The sequence below is a fragment of the Streptomyces sp. NPDC107522 genome, assembly GCF_055657525.1.
Window position 1 is genome coordinate 116962 of record NZ_JBVKAU010000009.1, and the last position, 19793, is coordinate 136754.

Sequence of the window (19793 nt, forward strand, 5' to 3'; positions counted from 1 at the left end):
CGGCCCCGTCGTGCGGCCTGCCCGGCGCCCATGGGCAGGTATGTCCCAGTCATCTCTTGCGGAGCCGCTTGATGGTGCCTTGGACGGCGTCGACCGCGCTCCGCGCGGCTTCGAGTGCGGCCCCCTGACGACGGCAGAGGTCGAGGATCTCGGCCGATGCCTCCTCGGTCAGCTTCTGCGCGAAGTCGTTGGGCAGCGCTGTCCTCTCGTACGCCTCCACGGTTGCAACGACAGTGCCGATCGGAATGGAGGGGAACGTCTTCTCGGCTTGCTTGAGGCGTCGGCGAAGATCGCCAAGGTCGGCCATGTCGGCCTTCGTGGCCGAGAGGGTGGCCAGCTTGTCGAGAGACACGGCCGTGTCGTCCACCAGAATGTCGACCGGCTCTACGAGTCGGTCCACCTTGTCGCGTCGGCGGTGGACGATCGTGAAGGTCACGCCGACCACAGCGGCGACGCCGGCGACGCCGGCGAAGACCGCAGCCCACGTCCACGTGCCGTTCAAGCCACCGTCGGCTGTGCTGTCGGCGTCGAACGGCGGGTAGGTCAGCACGGGAGGCGGCGAGGCCCTCTCCGTCGAAGGCGGCGTTGCGGACACCCGAGGACCGGCGCTGGATGTGACAACGCTCTGAGCAGTCGCGGCGGTGGCGTGGCGAGCCTGCGGCAGCAGCAATGCCGTCCCGAGCACGGCGGTGGCGGTCAGGCGGCTCACCCGTACGGGGAGATTGCGCCTCCGCCCAGCCCCGCGGCGGGAGGCATCCGTGCAGGTCGGAGTGGTGCTGAAGAGGGACAGATCGGGATGGGATGCGTGGGCGGCCATCCGGGAGATGGCATGCTTGAACAGCACTGGACTGACTCCTGGCATGGGGAATGCTGGTGTACTCCGCCGCTCCCCGTCAGGCCTGCGAAACCTGGGGAGCGGCGGTCCTGTGTCGCTGCACGACAGCAAGCGGACGTGGTGATCGGGGCCGACGGTGATCATCGGTTCCCTGGGGGCAGAGTTGCCTTGCTGAGTTCGAAGGGCTCTGGGCGTGTCTCGCTCGGAGCTGACACAAAGCCCGTGTCGTAAAGGCCGTGGCGCGGTCTCTGGCAGTGGCCGGCTGAAGGTGCCGGAGAGAGCCCTCAGACTTGCGTGTTGCCCGGCGCGGTTCTACGTGTGGCCTGGTGCCGTTCTGGCGCCAGGCCTCATCGGTGGGGATCGAGCAGTGACGGGGTGCTGGCTGCTCGCCGGGTCGGTGGCCCGGCTCGCTCGAGGTTGCGCGCGGCCGGGGAGCGTGACGGTACGTCTGGGGTGGAGGCGTGCTCGTACGGTGGTCTCAGGCGTCGGGGATGTCTGCCTTGGCGCGGATCAGCGTCTCGCGGCTGACGATGACGATGCGTTCATAGTCCGCCCGGGAGGCGTCGGCGGGGAGTTCACGCTCAAGCGCCTCGGTTGCCTCGGTGCCGATGACGGCGAAGTTGCCGTCGCTCAGCTCGAACACGTCCGGGCAGTTGGCTCCCGAGGCACTGCCACGGGCACTGGGAGGCACACCGATGCGGCGCACGATCTTCAAGGGTTACCGATCCTTACGAAGGGTTTCGTGGTCGGCAGCACGTTACTGGGATTCCTGAGGTGTGTCGGTAAAGTCCACGCGACTCGTGTCGGGGGCGTTGACCGATGCCCCCTGGCGTGCTTGATCAAGCAGGTGGCGGGTCACCCACCACCCACCACTCGTCCGTGTCGGCCTCTTCGAGATCCTGGATGAGGCCGTCGACCATGCGCCCGATCCGGGCCTCTTCGGACGAGTGCTTCAGTGTCGCGCGCTGCCCCTTGGAGGCCTCCCAGTACTCGCGCATCAGGGGGTTCTGGAAGAGCTCCCGCGCATGCCCGTAGAACTCCCCCTGGTCGACTATCCCTGCTCGATACAGGTGGTAGAGGTTGATGTACCAGGCATTGGCGTAGAAGTACTGCCGCCGCCTCTCCGCCGGAATGTCCGGGTCATAGGTGTCGATCACGGAGGCCAGCGACGGATCATCGATCGCCCTGGACAGTAACTCCCAATGCATACGCTGCTGATGTGCGAGGGCCCGGCGCTGGGAGGCGAGTTCCTCTAGCTCAAGGCGCCTGACCTGCAGCCGCTCGGCTTCCAGGCGCTGCCGGCGCGCGGCCAGCGTCATCCCGGCGGTGGCGAGAAGCAGACCGGCCGCGGCGGAGCCCAGCCTCCCCGCGGCATTCTTCTTTGTGGCCATGTCAACCCCCGAATCAGGCGGCCGTCCGCCGGTCGTCGGGGTGCGGGTCGACTGGAGGGGACCGGCGAGCGGTGGGCGGCGCTTGCCGTCTCCCAGAGTGCCGAGCGGCTCTGATCGGCGGGGAGGCGGAGAGGAGGCGCACGGAGGGAAGCGAGGGTCGCACGCTCCGGCGCCTTGCCCAACGTCTGCCCGGCAAGTGCTGCTAACAATCGTTCACTTCGCGGTGTTTCTCGCGGCTCGTATCCTGGGGCGGCATTCAACCCTCGTACGTGCGCCGAGCCGCGAGCCGGTGCACCCGTCGGCGTGAGAAAGGTCGCACGTTGAGTCAGCCGAACCCTGGTCCGCAGCAGATTCCGGTCGTCGTACTCGCCGGATTCCTCGGTTCCGGCAAGACGACTCTGCTCAACCACCTCCTCCATCGCAGCGGAGGTACCCGTATCGGCGCCATCGTCAACGACTTCGGCGCCATCGAGATCGACGCCATGGCCGTCGCCGGCGCACTCGGCGACTCCACCGTCTCCCTGGGGAATGGTTGCCTGTGCTGCGCGGTCGACGCCAGTGAGCTGGACGTCTATCTGGAGCGGCTCGCCCGCCCCGGCACCGGCATCGATGTCATCGTCATCGAGGCCAGCGGACTCGCCGAGCCCCAGGAACTCGTGCGCATGGTCCTGGCCAGTGGGCATCCGGGCATCGTGTACGGCGGGCTCGTCGAGGTCGTCGATGCCGCCGAGTTCGACGACACCCGCGCGAAGCACCCCGAGATCGACCGGCACCTCGCCCTTGCCGACCTCGTCGTGGTCAACAAGCTCGACCGGGCGCCGGAGGGTGATCGTGTCCTTGGACTGGTCCGCGAGCTCACCGACCGCGCGGCCGTCGTCCCCGCCACCTACGGCCGTATCGACCCCGCGTTCCTCTTCGACTGCCGACCCAGCGAGGAGCGCATCGGGCAGCTGTCCTTCGACGACCTGCACGAGCGAAACGAACCGCACGAGCACGAAGAACCGCACGCGCACGACGAGGACCACACCGGCCACCAGCACACCGACCACCAGCACACCGACCACCAGCACACCGGTTACGACAGTCTGTCCTTCACCTCCGAAGTCCCCCTCGACCCGCGCCGGTTGATCGCGTTCCTCGACACCAGGCCCGAGGGGCTGTACCGGATCAAGGGGTACGTCGACTTCGGGCCCTGCGACGTACGGAACCGCTACGCCGTCCACGCCGTCGGCCGGTTCCTCCGCTTCTACCCGGAGCCGTGGGCGCCCACCGACACCCGCCTCACCCAGCTGGTGCTCATCGGCTCCGGCATCGACGCGGTCGCTCTCGGCAAGGAACTTCAGGCGTGCAAGCGCGACGCCCCACACGCCGACGAGCAGGGCATGTGGGGCGTGCTGCGCTACGTACAGGATCCGGAGGAATACGTACAGGGCCCGGACCAGTACGTACAGGCCCCGGATGAAGGCGCCTTCGAGGAGGCCTAGACCGGTCCGGCCACCACCGCCACCGTCTTCGGCAGCGACACGCCGGAGCCGTCGCGGCGCGGGTCGATGTCCGGGAGGTCGGCCGGGGAGCCGTTCTTCTGCGCGGCCCGTGCCGGGGCAGGGCCCGCCCAGGCCAGGGACAGGCAGTCCTCGCCCTTCAGGAACCGCTGGCAGCGCACGCCTCCGGTGGCGCGGCCCTTGCGGGGGTACTGGTCGAACGGGGTCAGCTTGGCGGTCGTCTGGACGGAGTCGTCCAGGGTGCCGCGCGAGCCCGCGACGGTGAAGACCACCGCGTCCGCCGCCGGGTCCACCGCGGTGAAGGAGATGACCTTCGCCCCCTCGGCGAGCTTGATGCCCGCCACGCCACCGGCGGGACGGCCCTGTGGGCGGACCTGCGAGGCCTGGTAGCGCAGCAGCTGCGCGTCGTCCGTGATGAAGACCAGGTCCTCCTCACCCGTGCGCAGCTCGACCGCACCGACGATCCGGTCGCCCTCCTTGAGCGTGATGACCTCCAACTCCTCCTTGTTGGACGGGTAGTCGGGCACCACACGCTTGACGACGCCCTGTTCCGTGCCGAGCGCCAGACCCGGGGAGGACTCGTCGAGCGTGGTCAGACAGACCAGAGTCTCGCCGTCCGCCAGGGAGACGAACTCCGACAGCGGCGCGCCGCCCGAGAGGTTCGGTCTCGACGCGGTCTCCGGCAGCTGCGGCAGATCGACGACGTTGATCCGCAGCAGACGGCCCGCGGACGTCACCGCGCCCACCTCACCACGGGCCGTGGCCGGCACCGCCGAGACGATCACGTCGTGCTTGGCGCGCTTGGCGTCCTCGGCTTCCGCGAAGGGATCGCCGTTCGCCGTACGGGCCAGCAGCCCCGTCGAGGACAGCAGCACCCGGCACGGGTCGTCCGCCACCTGCAGCGGCACGGCGGCGGCCGGGGCGCCCGCCGACTCCAGCAGGACCGTACGCCGCTCGGTGCCGAACTTCTTCGCCACCGCGGCCAGTTCGGAGGAGACCAGCTTGCGCAGCTCCGCGTCCGACTCCAGGATCCGGGTCAGCTCGGCGATCTCCTGGCCCAGCCGGTCCTTCTCCGCCTCCAGCTCGATGCGGTCGTACTTGGTGAGCCGGCGCAGCGGGGTGTCGAGGATGTACTGGGTCTGCACCTCGGACAGGGAGAAGCGCTCCATCAGGCGCTCCTTCGCCTGCGCGCTGTTCTCGCTGGAGCGGATCAGGCGGATGACCTCGTCGATGTCGACGAGCGCCGTGAGCAGGCCCTCGACCAGGTGCAGGCGGTCGCGCCGCTTGCTGCGGCGGAACTCGCTGCGGCGCCGGACGACCTCGAAGCGGTGGTCGAGGTAGACCTCCAGGAGCTCCTTGAGGCCCAGGGTGAGGGGCTGGCCGTCGACCAGCGCGACGTTGTTGATGCCGAAGGACTCCTCCATCGGCGTCAGCTTGTAGAGCTGTTCCAGGACCGCCTCGGGCACGAAGCCGTTCTTGATCTCGATGACCAGGCGCAGGCCGTGCGCGCGGTCGGTGAGGTCCTTGACGTCGGCGATGCCCTGGATCTTCTTCGAGCCGACCAGATCCTTGATCTTGGAGATCACCTTCTCCGGACCGACCGTGAAGGGCAGCTCGGTGATCACCAGTCCCTTGCGGCGGGCGGTCACGGTCTCAATCTCGACCGTCGCGCGGATCTTGAAGGTGCCGCGGCCCGTCTCGTACGCGTCCCGGATGCCGGTCAGGCCTACGATCCGGCCGCCCGTGGGCAGGTCGGGGCCCGGGACGTGCCTCATCAGGGCGTCCAGATCCGCGTTCGGGTGGCGGATCAGGTGGCGGGCGGCCGCGATGACCTCGGAGAGGTTGTGCGGCGGCATGTTGGTGGCCATGCCGACCGCGATGCCCGAGGAGCCGTTGACCAGCAGGTTGGGGAAGGCGGCGGGCAGGGCCACCGGCTCCCGCTCCTGGCCGTCGTAGTTGGGGTTGAAGTCGACCGTGTCCTCGTCGATCGACTCGGTCATCAGGCTCGTCGCCGCGGCCTGCCGGCACTCGGTGTACCGCATGGCGGCCGGCGGGTCGTCGTTGCCCAGCGAGCCGAAGTTGCCGTGGCCGTCGACCAGCGGGACGCGCATCGAGAAGGGCTGGGCCATGCGCACCAGGGCGTCGTAGATCGACGCGTCGCCGTGCGGGTGCAACTTACCCATGACCTCGCCGACGACGCGGGCGCACTTCACATAGCCGCGGTCGGGGCGCAGGCCCATCTCGTTCATCTGGTAGACGATGCGACGGTGCACCGGCTTGAGACCGTCGCGGGCGTCCGGCAGGGCGCGGGAGTAGATGACCGAGTACGCGTACTCGAGGAAGGAGCCCTGCATCTCGTCGACGACGTCGATGTCGAGGATCCTCTCCTCGTACGAGTCGTCGGGCGGCGGGGTCTTCGTGCTGCGGCGGGCCATCGCTGCCGGCTCCTTCTGTCTGCTGGTCGCGCGAGCGTTTGACGGGTCTGACGCGGACCATTGTGGACCGCGGCACTGACAACCACCGACCAGGACCCGATGTTGGGCTCCCGCCAGGGGTTCGAGAAGTGTCGCCGACGCCCCTGGTCCTCCGCATCCGACGGGGAGGATTCGGTATCAACCGCATCTACGGTCACTCCTCTTGCAACGGGGGACAGCTCGCGCAGGGGGCGGGCAACCGACCTCACCGGTGCGCTCGGACCCCGCGACGGCAAGTCCGCGCCGCGCGACCGTTCACTCCCCGGAGTGATCGCCGGGTACCTGCCCGAGGCCGTCGAGGAGGGCGTCCCGGCACGGCGTTGTGACCGGGAACTTCGCCGACCCTTCGGACGCTGCATACAGTGGCAGGAACTGAGCACGAACTGCTCGACACAACGCAGTGCACTTGACCGGAAGGACACCTTGCCCATGGGTCACACGGCCACACCGGAGGCACAATCCGGCGGCCTCACCGCGACGGAGCACCGCCTGGCCAACGGCCTGCGGGTAGTGCTCTCCGAGGACCACCTCACGCCGGTCGCGGCGGTCTGCCTCTGGTACGACGTCGGCTCCCGCCACGAGGTCAAGGGCCGTACCGGACTCGCCCACCTCTTCGAGCACCTGATGTTCCAGGGCTCGGGAAGCGTGAAGGGCACGGGTCACTTCGAGCTCGTCCAGGGCGCGGGCGGCTCGCCGAACGGCACGACCAGCTTCGAGCGCACCAACTACTTCGAGACCATGCCCGCCCACCAGCTGGAGCTCGCGCTGTGGCTGGAGGCCGACCGCATGGGCAGCCTGCTGATGGCGCTCGACCAGGAGAACCTGGACAACCAGCGCGATGTCGTCAAGAACGAGCGCCGCCAGCGCTACGACAACGTCCCCTATGGCACGGCGTTCGAGAAGCTGACCGCCCTGTCGTACCCGGACGGACATCCGTACCACCACACCCCGATCGGCTCGATGGCCGACCTGGACGCGGCCAGCCTGGAGGACGCCCGCGCGTTCTTCCGCACCTACTACGCGCCCAATAACGCCGTCCTGTCGATCGTCGGCGACATCGACCCGGAGCAGACGCTCGCCTGGGTCGAGAAGTACTTCGGCTCCATCCCGGCCCACGACGGCAAGCCCGAGCCGCGCGACGGCTCGCTGCCCGAGATCATCGGCGAGCAGCTGCGCGAGGTCGTCGAGGAGAACGTCCCCGCGCGCGCGATGATGGCCGCCTACCGGCTCCCGACAGACGGCACGCGCGAGTGCGACGCCGCCGACCTGGCGCTGACCGTCCTCGGCGGCGGCGAGTCCTCCCGTCTCTACAACCGGCTCGTACGGCGTGACCGTACGGCCGTGGCGGCGGGCTTCGGCCTGCTGCGCCTGGCCGGGGCGCCCTCCCTGGGCTGGCTGGACGTGAAAACCTCCGGTGATGTCGAGGTGCCCGTGATCGAGGCGGCCGTCGACGAGGAGCTCGCCCGCTTCGCCGCGGAGGGCCCGACCGCCGAGGAGATGGAGCGCGCCCAGGCCCAGCTGGAGCGCGAGTGGCTGGACCGGCTCGGCACGGTCGCGGGCCGCGCCGACGAACTGTGCCGGTACGCCGTCCTGTTCGGCGACCCGCAGCTCGCGTTCACGGCCGTGCAGCGCGTCCTCGACGTCACCGCCGATGAGGTCAAGGCCGTCGCCAAGGCCCGCCTGCGCCCCGACAACCGCGCGGTGCTCGTGTACGAGCCGGTCGCCGGCGAGGCCGACGACCTGGAAGCCGCCGCCGAGGACGCCGCAACCGCCGAGACCACCGACGAGAACGAGGAGTCGGCGCAGTGACCGAGCTCGCCAGCATGGAGTTCCACCCGCAGCCCCAGGCCGGCGAGGCCCGGCCCTGGGCGTTCCCGGCGCCCGAGCGCGGCAAGCTGGACAACGGCCTGACGGTCCTGCGCTGCCACCGCCCCGGCCAGCAGGTCGTCGCCGTCGAGGTGCTCCTGGACACGCCCCTGGACGCCGAGCCGAAGGGCCTCGACGGCATCGCCACGATCATGGCGCGCGCCCTGTCCGAGGGCACCGACAAGCACACCGCCGAGGAGTTCGCCGCCGAGCTCGAGCGCTGCGGCGCCACCCTCGACGCCTACGCCGACCACCCCGGCGTGCGCGTCAGCCTCGAGGTGCCGGTCTCCCGTCTGCCGAAGGCGCTCGACCTGCTCGCCGACGCCCTCAGGGCGCCCGCGTTCGCCGACGCCGAGGTCGAGCGCCTGGTGCGCAACCGGCTCGACGAGATCCCGCATGAGATGGCGAACCCCTCGCGCCGCGCCGCCAAAGAGCTCTCGAAGGAGCTGTTCCCGGCGACCTCGCGCATGTCCCGCCCGCGCCAGGGCACCGAGGACACGGTCGCGGGCATCGACTCCGCGGGCGTACGCGCCTTCTACGAGCGGCACGTCCGCCCCGCCACCTCCACCGTCGTGGTCGTCGGCGACCTCACGGGCGTCGACCTCGACGCCCTGCTCGGCGACACCCTCGGCGCCTGGACCGGCCGTGCGGCCGAGCCTCGCCCCGTCCCGCCGGTGACCGCCGACGACACCGGCCGTGTCGTCATCGTGGACCGTCCCGGCGCCGTCCAGACGCAGCTGCTGATCGGCCGCGTCGGCCCCGACCGGCACGACCGCGTGTGGCCCGCGCAGGTGCTCGGCACGTACTGCCTCGGTGGCACCCTCACCTCCCGGCTGGACAAGGTCCTGCGCGAGGAGAAGGGCTACACCTACGGCGTGCGCGCGTTCGGACAGGTCCTGCGTTCCGCCCCGGACGGCACCGGCGCGGCGATGCTCGCCATCAGCGGCTCCGTCGACACCCCGAACACCGGTCCCGCGCTGCAGGACCTGTGGACGGTGCTGCGCGGCGTCGCCGCCGAGGGGCTCACCGACGCCGAGCGGGACTTCGCCGTGCAGAACCTCGTCGGGGTGGCGCCGCTGAAGTACGAGACCGCCGCCTCCGTGGCGAACACGCTGGCCGACCAGGTCGAGCAGCACCTGCCCGACGACTACCAGGCGACGCTGTACCAGCAGCTCGCCGCGACCGGCACCGTCGAGGCCACCGCCGCGGCCGTGAGCGCGTTCCCAGTGGACCGTCTGGTGACGATCCTCGTCGGCGACGCGGCCGAGATCCGGGAGCCCGTGGAGGCGCTCGGCATCGGCGAAGTCACCGTCGTGGCAGCCGAGTAGAGGACACGCAAGCGCCGCACAGCGGCACGCGCGCGTAGGGCCCTGGTGACGGAAGAGTCACCAGGGCCCCCTTATGCCCGAATTGAGGGAGAGGTTGCCTGTATTGCCTGTGGGATGCGCTACAAAAGCCGTGATCCGTTTGGGGATTGAAAGATGCCCCGTTTAGCGTCTTCCGGGCTGTCCGTCAGGCAGTGCGCCGCGCCCGCGGCACCGGACAGCCATCGCCGAGTCCCCGTACGGCGCGAGCCAGGGGAGCCGGGGACCCACCCGTAGTCCCTGGGGTGAATCGGACGCCCGCGCGCCAGCGAGGGGGCCCGTAGGAGACCTTCCTGCTCCGAACCCGTCAGCTAACCCGGTAGGCGAGAGGGAAGGAAAGGATCAGCCACTTCATGGCGTTCAGCTGCGCCACCGGGAAGTCCACCGAGAAGAAGCGTCCCACTGGGAAGCACCGCCGGCCCGGCCGGTTCGAGCGCACCACGGCCCGCGCGGCCGGCGTCGCCGCGCTCACCGCCACCGGCGTCATAGGCACCCTGGCCGCCCCGGCGCTCGCCGCCGAACCGGCCGCGGAGCAGACGGGCCTCATCCCCGTCATCACCGTCGACAACTCGATCGCCGACCAGATCGACGCCCAGGCCGCCGCACAGGAGCAGGCCGCCAAGGAGGCCGCGGCCCTCAAGAAGGCCGCCGAGGAGGCCGCGCGCAAGAAGGCGGCCGAGAAGGCCAAGAAGGAGCGCGAGGCCAAGGAGCGCGCCGCCCGCGAGGCCGAGCGCAAGCGCCTGCTGTCCTACGTCGCCCCGATCGCCGGCTCGTACATCTCCACCGGCTACAAGGCCGGCGGCGCCGTCTGGTCCTCCGGCAGCCACACCGGCGTCGACTTCCACGCCGCCAGCGGCACCTCCGTCCACGCGGTCGGAGCCGGCACCGTCGTGGAGGCCGGCTGGGGCGGGGCGTACGGCAACCAGGTCGTGATCAAGATGAACGACGGCACGTACACCCAGTACGGCCACCTGTCGTCCATCGGCGTCTCGGTCGGGCAGACCGTGACGCCCGGCCAGCAGATCGGCCTGTCCGGCGCCACCGGCAACGTCACCGGGCCGCACCTGCACTTCGAGGCCCGCACGACGGCGGAGTACGGCTCCGACATCGACCCCGCCGCCTACCTCCGCTCGCACGGCGTGAACGTCTGACGCCTCACTCGGCGTCTCACCGAAGCCACGCCGCACGAAGCACCCGCAGTCCCGAAGCCCCGCCTCGCGACGCACCGCAACCGCGAAGCTCCCGGCTCACGCTGCACCGCAACCCCGAAGCCCCCGGCTCCCCGAGCCGGGGCTTTCGGCGTTTCTGAGACGATCCGCTGTCCAAAAAATATCCCTGGATTCCGACCCGCCGTCGGAAATTCCGGCCGGTTGCCATAGAGTCACTCAACACACGTCATTCGTCGACGTTTCACGGGGATTAAAGCGGAGGTCGGTCATGCGTATTCCGGCGCACTCGGTATGCACGGCGATCCGGGACGACATCGTCGCCGGTGTCTACGAGCGCGGCAGCCGGCTCACCGAGGAACTCCTCGCACGCCGCTACGGCGTCTCCCGCGTCCCCGTGCGGGAGGCCCTGCGCACCCTGGAGGCGGAGGGCTTCGTGGTGACCCGGCGGCACGCGGGCGCGTGCGTCGCCGAACCGACCGAGCAGGAGGCCTCCGACCTGCTGGAGATGCGCGGCCTCCTGGAGCCGCTCGGCGCCTCCCGGGCCGCCCAGCGGCGCACCGAGGCCCATCTGAAGGTGCTGCGCGGCCTCGTCAGGCTGGGCCAGGAGCGGGCCCGGAGGGGGAACAGCGACGACCTGCGCTCCCTGGGGGGCTGGTTCCACGAGACGCTCGCCCAGGCCTCCGGCAGCCCCGCCCTGACCTCGATGCTGACCCAGCTGCGGCACAAGATCGCCTGGATGTACGCCGTGGAGTCGCCGGCCGATCCCGTGGAGTACTGGACCGAGCACGGCGCGATCGTGGACGCGGTGGCGCGCGGCGACGGCGAGCGCGCCCGGGCGATCACGGCGCTGCACACCGAGCGCTCGACTGCCGCGCACCGGCTGCGCTTCGGCTCCGGCGGCGTTGATCGCGCGGAGCGTGTGAGGAATTCGCAACATCCCGTAAACATGCCGAGCCTGCGGCATTAACACGGGCGCCGTATACAAAGAGGTGATATTCGGCGGCGGGGAATTTCCGCTGCCCTTTTTCGGGTCCGCGGTGAATTCCTGTGACTGCTGCTCGAAAACAGCGAAGCCGCGTCCGCCGGAAAGGCAGACGCGGCTTCACCGCTAACCGCGGAGATCCGACCGGTCCGTTCAGACCGTCTCGGGCAGCTCCTCGAGGCCCTCGGAGACCAGCTTCGCCAGACGGTCGAGGGCGGCGTCCGCACCCTCGGCGTCGGAGGCGAGGACGATCTCCTCACCGCCCTGGGCGCCCAGGCCCAGGACGGCCAGCATGGAGGCCGCGTTGACGGGGTTGCCGTCGGCCTTGGCGATCGTCACCGGGATACCTGCGGCCGTGGCGGCCCGGACGAAGATGGAAGCGGGGCGGGCGTGAAGGCCCTCGGCCCAGCCGACGTTGACGCGGCGCTCAGCCATGTGATGCTGCCCTTCGGTGTTCAGGGTTGTCTAGACCAGTTTCCCACACGCGTGAAGCCTGCCGGGAGGGACAAACCGCCCCTCCTGAGGTGACCGTCGGGTCGCGGCCTCGACCCGACATACGTCCTCCACAGACTGCCTCGCGCCGTTGTCGGACGCGAGCCGTACTCTGGCCCCATGCAGAGCGCCTCGGACCGGCACGAGTACCCCGCCCACTGGGAAGCCGACGTGGTGCTGCGCGACGGCGGCACCGCACGCATCCGCCCCATCACCGTTGATGACGCCGAGCGTCTGGTCAGCTTCTACGAGCAGGTGTCGGACGAGTCGAAGTACTACCGCTTCTTCGCGCCCTACCCGCGTCTGTCCGCGAAGGACGTCCACCGCTTCACGCACCACGACTTTGTGGACCGGGTGGGACTCGCGGCCACGGTGGGCGGCGAGTTCATCGCAACCGTACGCTACGACCGGATCGGCCCCGACGGAACGCCCGCGTCGGCACCCGCCGACGAGGCCGAGGTCGCCTTCCTCGTGCAGGACGCCCACCAGGGCCGCGGCGTCGCCTCCGCCCTCCTCGAACACATCGCCGCCGTCGCCCGCGAGCGCGACATCCGCCGCTTCGCCGCCGAGGTGCTGCCCGCCAACACCAAGATGATCAAGGTGTTCACCGACGCCGGGTACACCCAGAAGCGCAGCTTCGAGGACGGCGTCGTACGCCTGGAGTTCGACCTGGAGCCGACGGACCGCTCGCTCGCCGTGCAGTACGCGCGCGAGCAGCGCGCCGAGGCGCGATCCGTGCAGCGGCTGCTGGTGCCCGGTTCCGTAGCCGTCATCGGCGTCGGCCGCATGCCGGGCGGGGTGGGCCGCAGCGTCCTGGACAACATCAGGGACGCCGGGTTCACGGGGCGGCTGCACGCCGTGAACAAGGCGTTGCCGGAGGACCTCAAGGAGCTCGACGGAGTGCCGGCCCACCGCTCCGTGCGGGACATCGACGGGCCGGTCGACCTCGCGGTGGTCGCCGTGCCCGCCGAGCACGTCCCCGAGGTGGTCGCCGAGTGCGGTGAGCACGGCGTGCAGGGGCTGGTCGTGGTCTCCGCCGGGTACGCCGAGAGCGGGCCCGACGGCCGCGAGCGGCAGCGTGCGCTCGTCCGGCACGCGCGCGCGTACGGTATGCGCATCATCGGGCCGAACGCCTTCGGGGTCATCAACACAGCGGCGAGCGTCCGCCTGAACGCCTCACTGGCGCCCCAGATGCCCCGCCCGGGACGCATCGGGCTGTTCGCGCAGTCCGGTGCGATCGGGATCGCACTGCTGTCCCGGCTGCACCGTCGCGGCGGCGGGGTGACCGGCGTCACCGGTGTGTCGACCTTCGTCTCGTCCGGCAACCGGGCCGACGTGTCCGGCAACGACGTCCTGCAGTACTGGTACGACGACCCCGACACCGATGTCGTACTGATGTACCTGGAGTCCATCGGCAACCCCCGCAAGTTCACCCGCCTCGCCCGGCGTACGGCGGCCGCGAAGCCGTTGGTCGTGGTGCAGGGGGCGCGGCACGGCGGCGCGGCGCCGCAAGGGCACGCGGTACGGGCGACGCGGTTGCCGCACGCCACCGTGTCCGCGCTGCTGCGGCAGGCCGGGGTGATCCGGGTGGACACGATCACCGAGCTGGTGGACGCGGGGCTGCTCCTCGCGCGCCAGCCGCTGCCGGCCGGGCCGCGCGTGGCGATCCTGGGGAACTCCGAGTCGCTGGGGCTGCTGACGTACGACGCGTGCCTGTCCGAGGGGCTGCGGCCGCTGCCGCCGCTGGACCTGACGACGGGGGCGTCGGCGGCGGACTTCCACGCGGCGTTGTCGCGCGCGTTGGCCGACGAGACGTGCGACGCGGTCGTCGTCACCGCCATACCGGCGATCGGGGACGCGTCGACCGGCGATGCGGAGCTGGCTCAGGCCCTGAGGTCGGCGGCCGAGCGCGTGCCGGGCAAGCCGGTGCTGGTCGTGCACGTCGAGCTCGGCGGCCTCGCGGAAGCACTGTCGGCCGCGGCGAGCACTGCCCCCAAGGCGGGCACGAAGGCGCCCGGCACCGCGAGCCGCGCCCACCCCTTCCGCCCCCTGGACTTCCCGGCCGACCCGCAGCCCGAACAGCCGGACACCGATGAGAACGCCCCGCGCCTCATCCCCGCCTACCCCGCCGCCGAACGCGCCGTCCGTGCCCTCGCCGAAGCCGTCAAGTACTCCCAGTGGCGGCGCGAGGCCGCCGACCCCGGCAAGGTGCCCGAGTACGAGGACATCGACGAGAAGGGGGCCGCCCAGCTGATCGACGGACTGCTCGCGCGCGGGCAAGGGCTCACGCTCGGCACGGACGAGACCTGTGACCTGCTCGGCAAGTACGGCATCCAGGTGCACCGCGCCCTGCACGCCCCCACCCCGGACGCCGCCGCCGACGCCGCCCGCACCCTCGGCTACCCCGTCGCCCTCAAGGCCACCGCACCCCACCTGCGCCACCGCGCCGACCTCGGCGGCGTACGGCTCGATCTCGCGGACGAGGAGCAACTGCGGCGGGCGTACGCCGAGTTGACCGCCCTGTTCGGCAAGCCCGAGGAGCTGCGACCGGTCGTGCAGAGCATGGCACCGCGCGGTGTGGACACCGTCGTAAGGGCCGTGATCGACCCGGCGGCCGGCGCCGTGCTGTCCTTCGGGCTCGCCGGAGCCGCCTCCCAGCTGCTCGGGGACATGGCGCACCGGCTGATCCCGGTCACCGACCGGGAGGCCACCTCGATCGTCCGCTCGATCCGTACGGCACCGCTCCTGTTCGGCTGGCGCGGCTCCGCACCCGTCGACACACCTGCCCTGGAGGAGCTGCTGCTGCGGGTGTCGAGGCTGGTCGACGACCACCCGGAGGTCGTCGCGGTCACCCTGGAACCGGTCGTCGTCGCCACCCACGGCCTGAGCGTGCTCGGCGCCTCCGTACGCCTCGCACCGCCACCCGCCCGCGACGACCTCGGGCCGAGGACCCTCCCCGCGTACTGAGACCGCCGTGAGCGGTCCCTCGCAGTCAGTGGTCCCCCGTAGGATGGGCGTCATGGCCAAGACCAGTACGACGACCCAGGGGCTGCGTGCGGCGATCGAGCGCAGCGGCTACTACCCGGCCCTCGTGGCCGAGGCGGTGGAGGCCGCTGTGGGCGGCGAGCCCATCCGGTCGTACCTGGTCCATCAGGAGACGACGTTCGACCAGAACGAGGTGCGGCGGCACGTGACCGTGCTCGTCCTCACCGGCAACCGCTTCATCGTCAGCCACACCGACGAGCAGGCCGCGGACAACACCTCCCCGACGCCGTACGCCACGACGTCCACGGAGTCCGTGAAGCTCGGCCGGATCTCGTCGGTCGTCGTCAGCCGCGTCGTCGCCAACCCGGAGCAGTACACGCCGGGCACCCTGCCCCGCGAGGTCGTCCTGACCATCGGCTGGGGCGCCGTCTCCCGCATCGACCTGGAGCCCGCCGCCTGCGGCGACCCCAACTGCGAGGCCGACCACGGCTACACGGGCAACTCGACGGCGGACGACCTCAGCCTCCGGGTCAGCGAGGCCGGTGACGGCCCGGAGACGGTGCGCCAGGCGCTCGTCTTCGCGCAGGCCCTCTCCGAGGCGACCGCGGACGTCGCCCGCTGATGGTCCAGCACACCGCCTGGGATCCCCATCCGGAACCCCTCGCCGTCACCTCCGCGCCGCCCCCCGAGTACGGCAGCGGCTCGCTCGCCGATCTGCTGCCCACGCTGGCCGCCGGCATGGCCGTACCGGACATGACCGCCGCGATCCCCGAGCTGACCCCCGCCGACCGGAACTGCGTGTTCCTGATCGACGGCCTCGGCTGGGAGCAGCTGAAGGCGCACCCGGAAGACGCCCCCTTCATGAGCTCCCTGCTCGGCAGCTCGCGCGGCGGCACCGGACGCCCGATCACCGCCGGCTACCCGGCGACCACCGCGACCTCCCTCGCCTCCATCGGCACCGGCCTGCCGCCCGGCGCGCACGGCCTGCCCGGCTACACCGTGCGCAACCCGGAGACCGGCGAGCTGATGAACCAGCTGCGCTGGCAGCCGTGGACGTCGCCGCGCGCCTGGCAGCCGTACCCCACCGTCTTCGAGCTGGCGCACCGCGCGGGCGTGCACGCGGCCCAGGTGTCGTCACCCACGTTCGAGAACACCCCGCTGACCAAGGTCGCGCTCAGCGGCGGAACGTTCGTCGGACGGCTGACCGGCGAGGACCGCATGGACCTCGCCGCCGAGCAACTGGCCGCCGGTGACCGCTCCTTGGTCTACACGTACTACGCCGAGCTGGACGGCGCCGGGCACCGCTTCGGCGTCGACTCGGACACCTGGCGCGGCCAGCTCATGTACGTCGACCGGCTCGTCCAGCGCCTCGCCGAGCAGCTCCCGCCGCGCAGCGCGCTCTACGTCACCGCCGACCACGGGATGATCGACGTGCCCTTCGACGAACAGCACCGCATCGACTTCGACGAGGACTGGGAGCTGCGTGCCGGCGTCGCCCTCCTCGGCGGCGAGGGCCGCGCGCGGCACGTGTACGCGGTGCCGGGCGCCGAGCAGGACGTCCTGACCTGCTGGCGCGAGGTCCTCGGCGAACAGTTCTGGGTGGCCTCGCGGGACGAGGCGATCGCGGCGGGCTGGTTCGGGCCACGGATCGACGAACGGGTCTACGACCGTCTCGGCGATGTGATCGCGGCCGCGCGGGACGACGTCCTGATCATCGCGTCCGAGCGGGAGCCGAAGGAGTCGGTGATGGTCGGCAACCACGGTTCGATGACCCCCGCCGAGCAGCTGGTCCCCCTGCTCGAAGTACGCTCCTGACGCCCTGCCCGCCTCGTCCGTCCGCCACAGCGGACCGATCCCTTCACCGAAAGGTGCTCAACTCCACATGCCCGAGCTGGTGTTCTTCTGCGGAACGATGGACTGCGGGAAGTCGACGCTGGCTCTCCAGATCGAGCACAACCGTTCGGCGCGTGGTCTGCAGGGCATGATCTTCACCCGTGACGACCGCGCGGGCGAGGGCAAACTGTCCTCCCGGCTCGGCCTGGTCACGGACGCGGTGGAGGTCGAGGACGGCGCCGACCTGTACGCCCATCTCGTCGACCACCTCTCCCAGGGCGGCCGCGCGGACTACGTCATCGCCGACGAGGCCCAGTTCCTCGCACCGGAGCAGATCGACCAACTCGCGCGCGTGGTCGACGACCTGGGCCTCGACGTCTACGCCTTCGGCATCACGACCGACTTCCGCAGCAAGCTGTTCCCCGGCTCCCAGCGCCTGGTGGAACTCGCCGACCGGGTCGAGGTGCTCCAGGTCGAGGCCCTGTGCTGGTGCGGCGCCCGCGCCACGCACAACGCCCGCACGATAGGCGGGGAGATGGTCGTCGAGGGCGCCCAGGTGGTCGTCGGCGACGTCAACCAGGCGGACGCCGTCGGCTACGAGGTGCTGTGCCGCCGCCACCACCGCCGCCGTATGACGGCGGCAAGCGCACGGGCCGCGGCGCTGTCGCCCGACGTCCTGCCGGTGCAGCCGGTCTGAGCGGCCGTCCCGTTCGGCAGCCCGGCTGCCGGGCACCGTCAGTGCGGGTTCTCGATGAGGGAGAACCGCGCCCCTTCCGGGTCCGACACCGTCGCAACGCGGCCGTGGGCGCTGTCGTGGGCCGGTGCGAGGACATGGCCGCCGAGCTCGACGATCCGGGCCAGCGTCTCGTCCGTGTCGGCGACTTCGAAGTACGTCATCCAGTGCGGGCCCCGGTCCCGGGGCAGGGCGTGGCCGACGCCGTGGATACCGGCGACCGGGCGGCCGCCGATGTGCAGGGTGACGTAGTCCAGGTCGGCGGAGACCACCGGCTCCTCCTCGAAGGCGAACACGGTCTCGTAGAACTTGGCGACGTTCACGGTCTCGAAGGTCAGCAGCTCGTTCCAGGCGGGGGTGCCGGGCACGCCGGTGACGTCGGTGCCGCGGTGGGCCGCCGTCTGCCACACGCCGAAGACGGCGCCGGCGGGGTCGGAGCAGATCGCCAGCCGGCCGGCCTCGGCGGCGTCCAGCGGTCCCACGCCGACGGTGCCGCCGCACAGCCGTACCGTCTCGGCGGTCAGGTCCACGTCGTTCGAGGCGAAGTAGGGAGTCCAGGCGATGGGCAGGTGGCGGTCGGGCGGCAGCTGGCCGATGCCGGCCACCTCACGGCCGTCGAGCAGGGCCCGTACATAGGGGCCGAGTTGCTGGGGGCCCGGCTGGAACTCCCAGCCGAACAGCGCTCCGTAGAACTCCTGGGTCGCGGCCGGCCCGTGCACCATCAGGCTCACCCAGCAGGGCGTGCCGGGCGCGTGCCGGGCGTGCGTGTCGCCGTTCGGGCCGGCCGACCCCCGTGCATCGGTCATCGTCACTCTCTCCTCGGCCCCTCGCGGTGGCCGCGTCGCTTCCGCTGTCCGGACCCCCGAGCCGATGCTGCACCACCCGTGGCCGCGCGCGCTGCGGGCGCGCCGCCGCACGACGGCCGGTGCCCGGAGGATGCCCGGTGTGCGATTTACCGCCCGTTTCCGTGCGATTGCCGACGGATGTCGATCGGCTGTACAGCATGTGCCTGATCCCGTACGCCTCGTGATCGGGCCTGTCCGGCGGGCAGAGTAACCGGAGCCGGGCGACTCGGCCACCCCGTGCGCAAGGATGGTGACCATGAACGCCATCATCTCCGCATCCGAACTCGCGAGCGAACTGGCGGGCGAGAACCCGCCGGTGCTGCTCGACGTCCGCTGGCAGCTCAGCCTGGCCAAGGCGGCCGGTGAGCCGCCGTTCGACGGCCGGGCCGCGTACGAGGCCGGGCACATCCCCGGCGCGGTCTACGTCGACCTGGACCGGGAACTGGCCTCCGCGCCCGGTCAGCGCGGCCGTCACCCGTTGCCGGACCTGGCCGAATTCGGCGCGGCGATGCGCCGGTCGGGCGTGTCGTCCCGGACGCCGGTCGTCGTGTACGACGGCGGGCAGGGTTGGGCAGCGGCCCGCGCGTGGTGGCTGCTGCGCTGGACGGGTCACCCGGATGTGCGGGTCCTCGACGGCGGACTGCCGGCCTGGGAGGGGCCCGTGGAGACGTCCGTACCGACTCCGGCGGAGGGCGACTTCGAGCCGGCGCCGGGGGCGACGGGGCTGCTCGACGCCGACGGTGCCGCGGCGCTCGCCCGATCCGGGGTGCTGCTGGACGCCCGTGCGGGGGAGCGGTACCGCGGCGAGGTGGAGCCGATCGATCCGCGCGGCGGCCACATCCCGGGCGCCGTGTCCGCGCCCACGAACGAGAACGTCGGAGCCGACGGCCGCTTCCTGCCCGCCGCGGAACTCCGGGCGCGCTTCAAGATGCTGGGCGCCTCCGAGGAAACGGAAGTCGGCGTGTACTGCGGCTCGGGCGTCTCCGGCGCGCATGAGGTGCTGGCCCTGGCGGTCGCGGGCATTCCGGCGGCGCTGTACGTCGGTTCGTGGTCGGAGTGGTCGTCGGATCCTTCGCGGCCGGTGGCTGTGGGGGCGGATCCGCAGTAGGGCGGGAGCAGGGGCGATCCGTGGGGTGCGCGGCACCCGGCGCTGGGGCCGAGGCGGGGGGCGCCGCGCAACCCGGCGCTGCGGGTGCGGCCTCTCCAGGCTGCGTCGGCCGGTCGGGCCTGCGGGCTGCGTCGGCCCCTAGGGTCGGCCGTGGCGGTGGATCCGGCCGGCAGGCTACGTCGGTCGATCGGGCCCGCCGGCTCCGCTGACGTGC

General features: G+C 71.2%; 16 protein-coding genes and 1 riboswitch. Of the genes, 10 read left to right on the top strand and 6 right to left on the bottom strand.

Going from position 1 to position 19793, the window contains the following annotated elements; genetic code table 11:
* Window positions 1–49 precede the first annotated feature (49 nt).
* The 3 genes from ACZ7L6_RS27365 to ACZ7L6_RS27375 form a co-directional block, all read right to left on the bottom strand.
* Window positions 50–709: a hypothetical protein gene (locus ACZ7L6_RS27365; RefSeq protein WP_471928295.1), complete on the bottom strand. Its 660-nt coding sequence runs from the start codon at window positions 707–709 to the stop codon at window positions 50–52.
* 604 nt (window positions 710–1313) lie between these two features.
* A complete protein-coding gene (locus ACZ7L6_RS27370; protein ID WP_115909518.1) occupies window positions 1314–1550 on the bottom strand; it encodes a hypothetical protein in 237 nt (78 codons plus the stop codon).
* A 124-nt stretch (window positions 1551–1674) separates the two neighbouring features.
* Window positions 1675–2226 carry a DUF6082 family protein gene (locus tag ACZ7L6_RS27375; protein ID WP_471928296.1) on the bottom strand — a complete coding sequence of 184 codons (552 nt, stop codon included), beginning with the start codon at window positions 2224–2226 and terminating at the stop codon, window positions 1675–1677.
* A gap of 320 nt (window positions 2227–2546) precedes the next feature.
* Between ACZ7L6_RS27375 and ACZ7L6_RS27380 the strand changes: the two genes are divergently transcribed.
* Entirely contained in the window at window positions 2547–3710 is a 1164-nt protein-coding gene (locus ACZ7L6_RS27380; RefSeq protein WP_471928297.1) for a CobW family GTP-binding protein, read from the top strand.
* On the opposite strand, the gene ACZ7L6_RS27385 is transcribed toward ACZ7L6_RS27380, so the two are convergent.
* Window positions 3707–6163: a DNA gyrase/topoisomerase IV subunit A gene (locus tag ACZ7L6_RS27385; RefSeq protein ID WP_471928298.1), complete on the bottom strand. Its 2457-nt coding sequence runs from the start codon at window positions 6161–6163 to the stop codon at window positions 3707–3709. The genes ACZ7L6_RS27380 and ACZ7L6_RS27385 overlap by 4 nt on opposite strands.
* Before the next feature lie 468 nt (window positions 6164–6631).
* Between ACZ7L6_RS27385 and ACZ7L6_RS27390 the strand changes: the two genes are divergently transcribed.
* The 4 genes from ACZ7L6_RS27390 to ACZ7L6_RS27405 all read left to right on the top strand — a co-directional run bounded on the left by ACZ7L6_RS27390 (window position 6632) and on the right by ACZ7L6_RS27405 (window position 11568).
* Window positions 6632–8011, top strand: a complete 1380-nt coding sequence (locus ACZ7L6_RS27390) for a M16 family metallopeptidase (RefSeq protein ID WP_471928299.1) — start codon at window positions 6632–6634, stop codon at window positions 8009–8011.
* Complete coding sequence (locus tag ACZ7L6_RS27395; protein ID WP_471928301.1) at window positions 8008–9396, top strand: M16 family metallopeptidase; 1389 nt, start codon at window positions 8008–8010, stop codon at window positions 9394–9396. The genes ACZ7L6_RS27390 and ACZ7L6_RS27395 overlap by 4 nt, the downstream gene beginning before the upstream one ends.
* 212 nt (window positions 9397–9608) lie before the next feature.
* A riboswitch (cyclic di-AMP (ydaO/yuaA leader) is annotated at window positions 9609–9773 on the top strand.
* A gap of 12 nt (window positions 9774–9785) precedes the next feature.
* Entirely contained in the window at window positions 9786–10583 is a 798-nt protein-coding gene (locus tag ACZ7L6_RS27400) for a M23 family metallopeptidase (protein WP_471928303.1), read from the top strand.
* 286 nt (window positions 10584–10869) lie between these two features.
* Window positions 10870–11568 (top strand): GntR family transcriptional regulator, encoded by a 699-nt coding sequence (locus ACZ7L6_RS27405; protein ID WP_471928305.1) that lies wholly within the window; start codon window positions 10870–10872, stop codon window positions 11566–11568.
* A 168-nt stretch (window positions 11569–11736) separates the two neighbouring features.
* Here the strand turns inward: ACZ7L6_RS27405 and ACZ7L6_RS27410 are convergent, their stop codons facing one another.
* Window positions 11737–12018, bottom strand: coding sequence for an HPr family phosphocarrier protein (locus ACZ7L6_RS27410; RefSeq protein ID WP_016432192.1), 282 nt, complete (start codon window positions 12016–12018; stop codon window positions 11737–11739).
* 177 nt (window positions 12019–12195) lie between these two features.
* On the opposite strand from ACZ7L6_RS27410, the gene ACZ7L6_RS27415 reads away from it, so the two are divergent.
* The 4 genes from ACZ7L6_RS27415 to ACZ7L6_RS27430 all read left to right on the top strand — a co-directional run bounded on the left by ACZ7L6_RS27415 (window position 12196) and on the right by ACZ7L6_RS27430 (window position 17590).
* Window positions 12196–15042, top strand: a complete 2847-nt coding sequence (locus tag ACZ7L6_RS27415; RefSeq protein WP_471928307.1) for a bifunctional acetate--CoA ligase family protein/GNAT family N-acetyltransferase — start codon at window positions 12196–12198, stop codon at window positions 15040–15042.
* 52 nt (window positions 15043–15094) lie between these two features.
* Window positions 15095–15682 carry a DUF5998 family protein gene (locus tag ACZ7L6_RS27420; RefSeq protein WP_471928309.1) on the top strand — a complete coding sequence of 196 codons (588 nt, stop codon included), beginning with the start codon at window positions 15095–15097 and terminating at the stop codon, window positions 15680–15682.
* Entirely contained in the window at window positions 15682–16875 is a 1194-nt protein-coding gene (locus ACZ7L6_RS27425) for an alkaline phosphatase family protein (protein ID WP_471928311.1), read from the top strand. Before ACZ7L6_RS27420 ends, ACZ7L6_RS27425 begins: the two co-directional genes overlap by 1 nt.
* 67 nt (window positions 16876–16942) lie before the next feature.
* Window positions 16943–17590, top strand: coding sequence for a thymidine kinase (locus tag ACZ7L6_RS27430; protein WP_471928313.1), 648 nt, complete (start codon window positions 16943–16945; stop codon window positions 17588–17590).
* Between the two features lie 38 nt (window positions 17591–17628).
* On the opposite strand, the gene ACZ7L6_RS27435 is transcribed toward ACZ7L6_RS27430, so the two are convergent.
* A complete protein-coding gene (locus tag ACZ7L6_RS27435) occupies window positions 17629–18432 on the bottom strand; it encodes a VOC family protein (RefSeq protein WP_471928315.1) in 804 nt (267 codons plus the stop codon).
* Window positions 18433–18727: 295 nt separating this feature from the next.
* Between ACZ7L6_RS27435 and ACZ7L6_RS27440 the strand changes: the two genes are divergently transcribed.
* The gene (locus ACZ7L6_RS27440; RefSeq protein ID WP_471928317.1) at window positions 18728–19579 is read left to right on the top strand and encodes a sulfurtransferase; all 852 of its coding nucleotides are present in this window, start codon (window positions 18728–18730) and stop codon (window positions 19577–19579) included.
* The last annotated feature ends 214 nt before the right edge of the window (window positions 19580–19793 follow it).

Coding starts and splice junctions, on each gene's coding strand:
- ACZ7L6_RS27420 (WP_471928309.1), top strand. CDS start 15,095: ATGGCCAAGACCAGTACGACGACCCAGGGGCTGCGTGCGGCGATCGAG.
- ACZ7L6_RS27430 (WP_471928313.1), top strand. CDS start 16,943: ATGCCCGAGCTGGTGTTCTTCTGCGGAACGATGGACTGCGGGAAGTCG.
- ACZ7L6_RS27390 (WP_471928299.1), top strand. CDS start 6,632: ATGGGTCACACGGCCACACCGGAGGCACAATCCGGCGGCCTCACCGCG.
- ACZ7L6_RS27435 (WP_471928315.1), bottom strand. CDS start 18,432: ATGACCGATGCACGGGGGTCGGCCGGCCCGAACGGCGACACGCACGCC.
- ACZ7L6_RS27440 (WP_471928317.1), top strand. CDS start 18,728: ATGAACGCCATCATCTCCGCATCCGAACTCGCGAGCGAACTGGCGGGC.
- ACZ7L6_RS27405 (WP_471928305.1), top strand. CDS start 10,870: ATGCGTATTCCGGCGCACTCGGTATGCACGGCGATCCGGGACGACATC.
- ACZ7L6_RS27385 (WP_471928298.1), bottom strand. CDS start 6,163: ATGGCCCGCCGCAGCACGAAGACCCCGCCGCCCGACGACTCGTACGAG.
- ACZ7L6_RS27400 (WP_471928303.1), top strand. CDS start 9,786: ATGGCGTTCAGCTGCGCCACCGGGAAGTCCACCGAGAAGAAGCGTCCC.
- ACZ7L6_RS27425 (WP_471928311.1), top strand. CDS start 15,682: ATGGTCCAGCACACCGCCTGGGATCCCCATCCGGAACCCCTCGCCGTC.
- ACZ7L6_RS27375 (WP_471928296.1), bottom strand. CDS start 2,226: ATGGCCACAAAGAAGAATGCCGCGGGGAGGCTGGGCTCCGCCGCGGCC.
- ACZ7L6_RS27410 (WP_016432192.1), bottom strand. CDS start 12,018: ATGGCTGAGCGCCGCGTCAACGTCGGCTGGGCCGAGGGCCTTCACGCC.
- ACZ7L6_RS27415 (WP_471928307.1), top strand. CDS start 12,196: ATGCAGAGCGCCTCGGACCGGCACGAGTACCCCGCCCACTGGGAAGCC.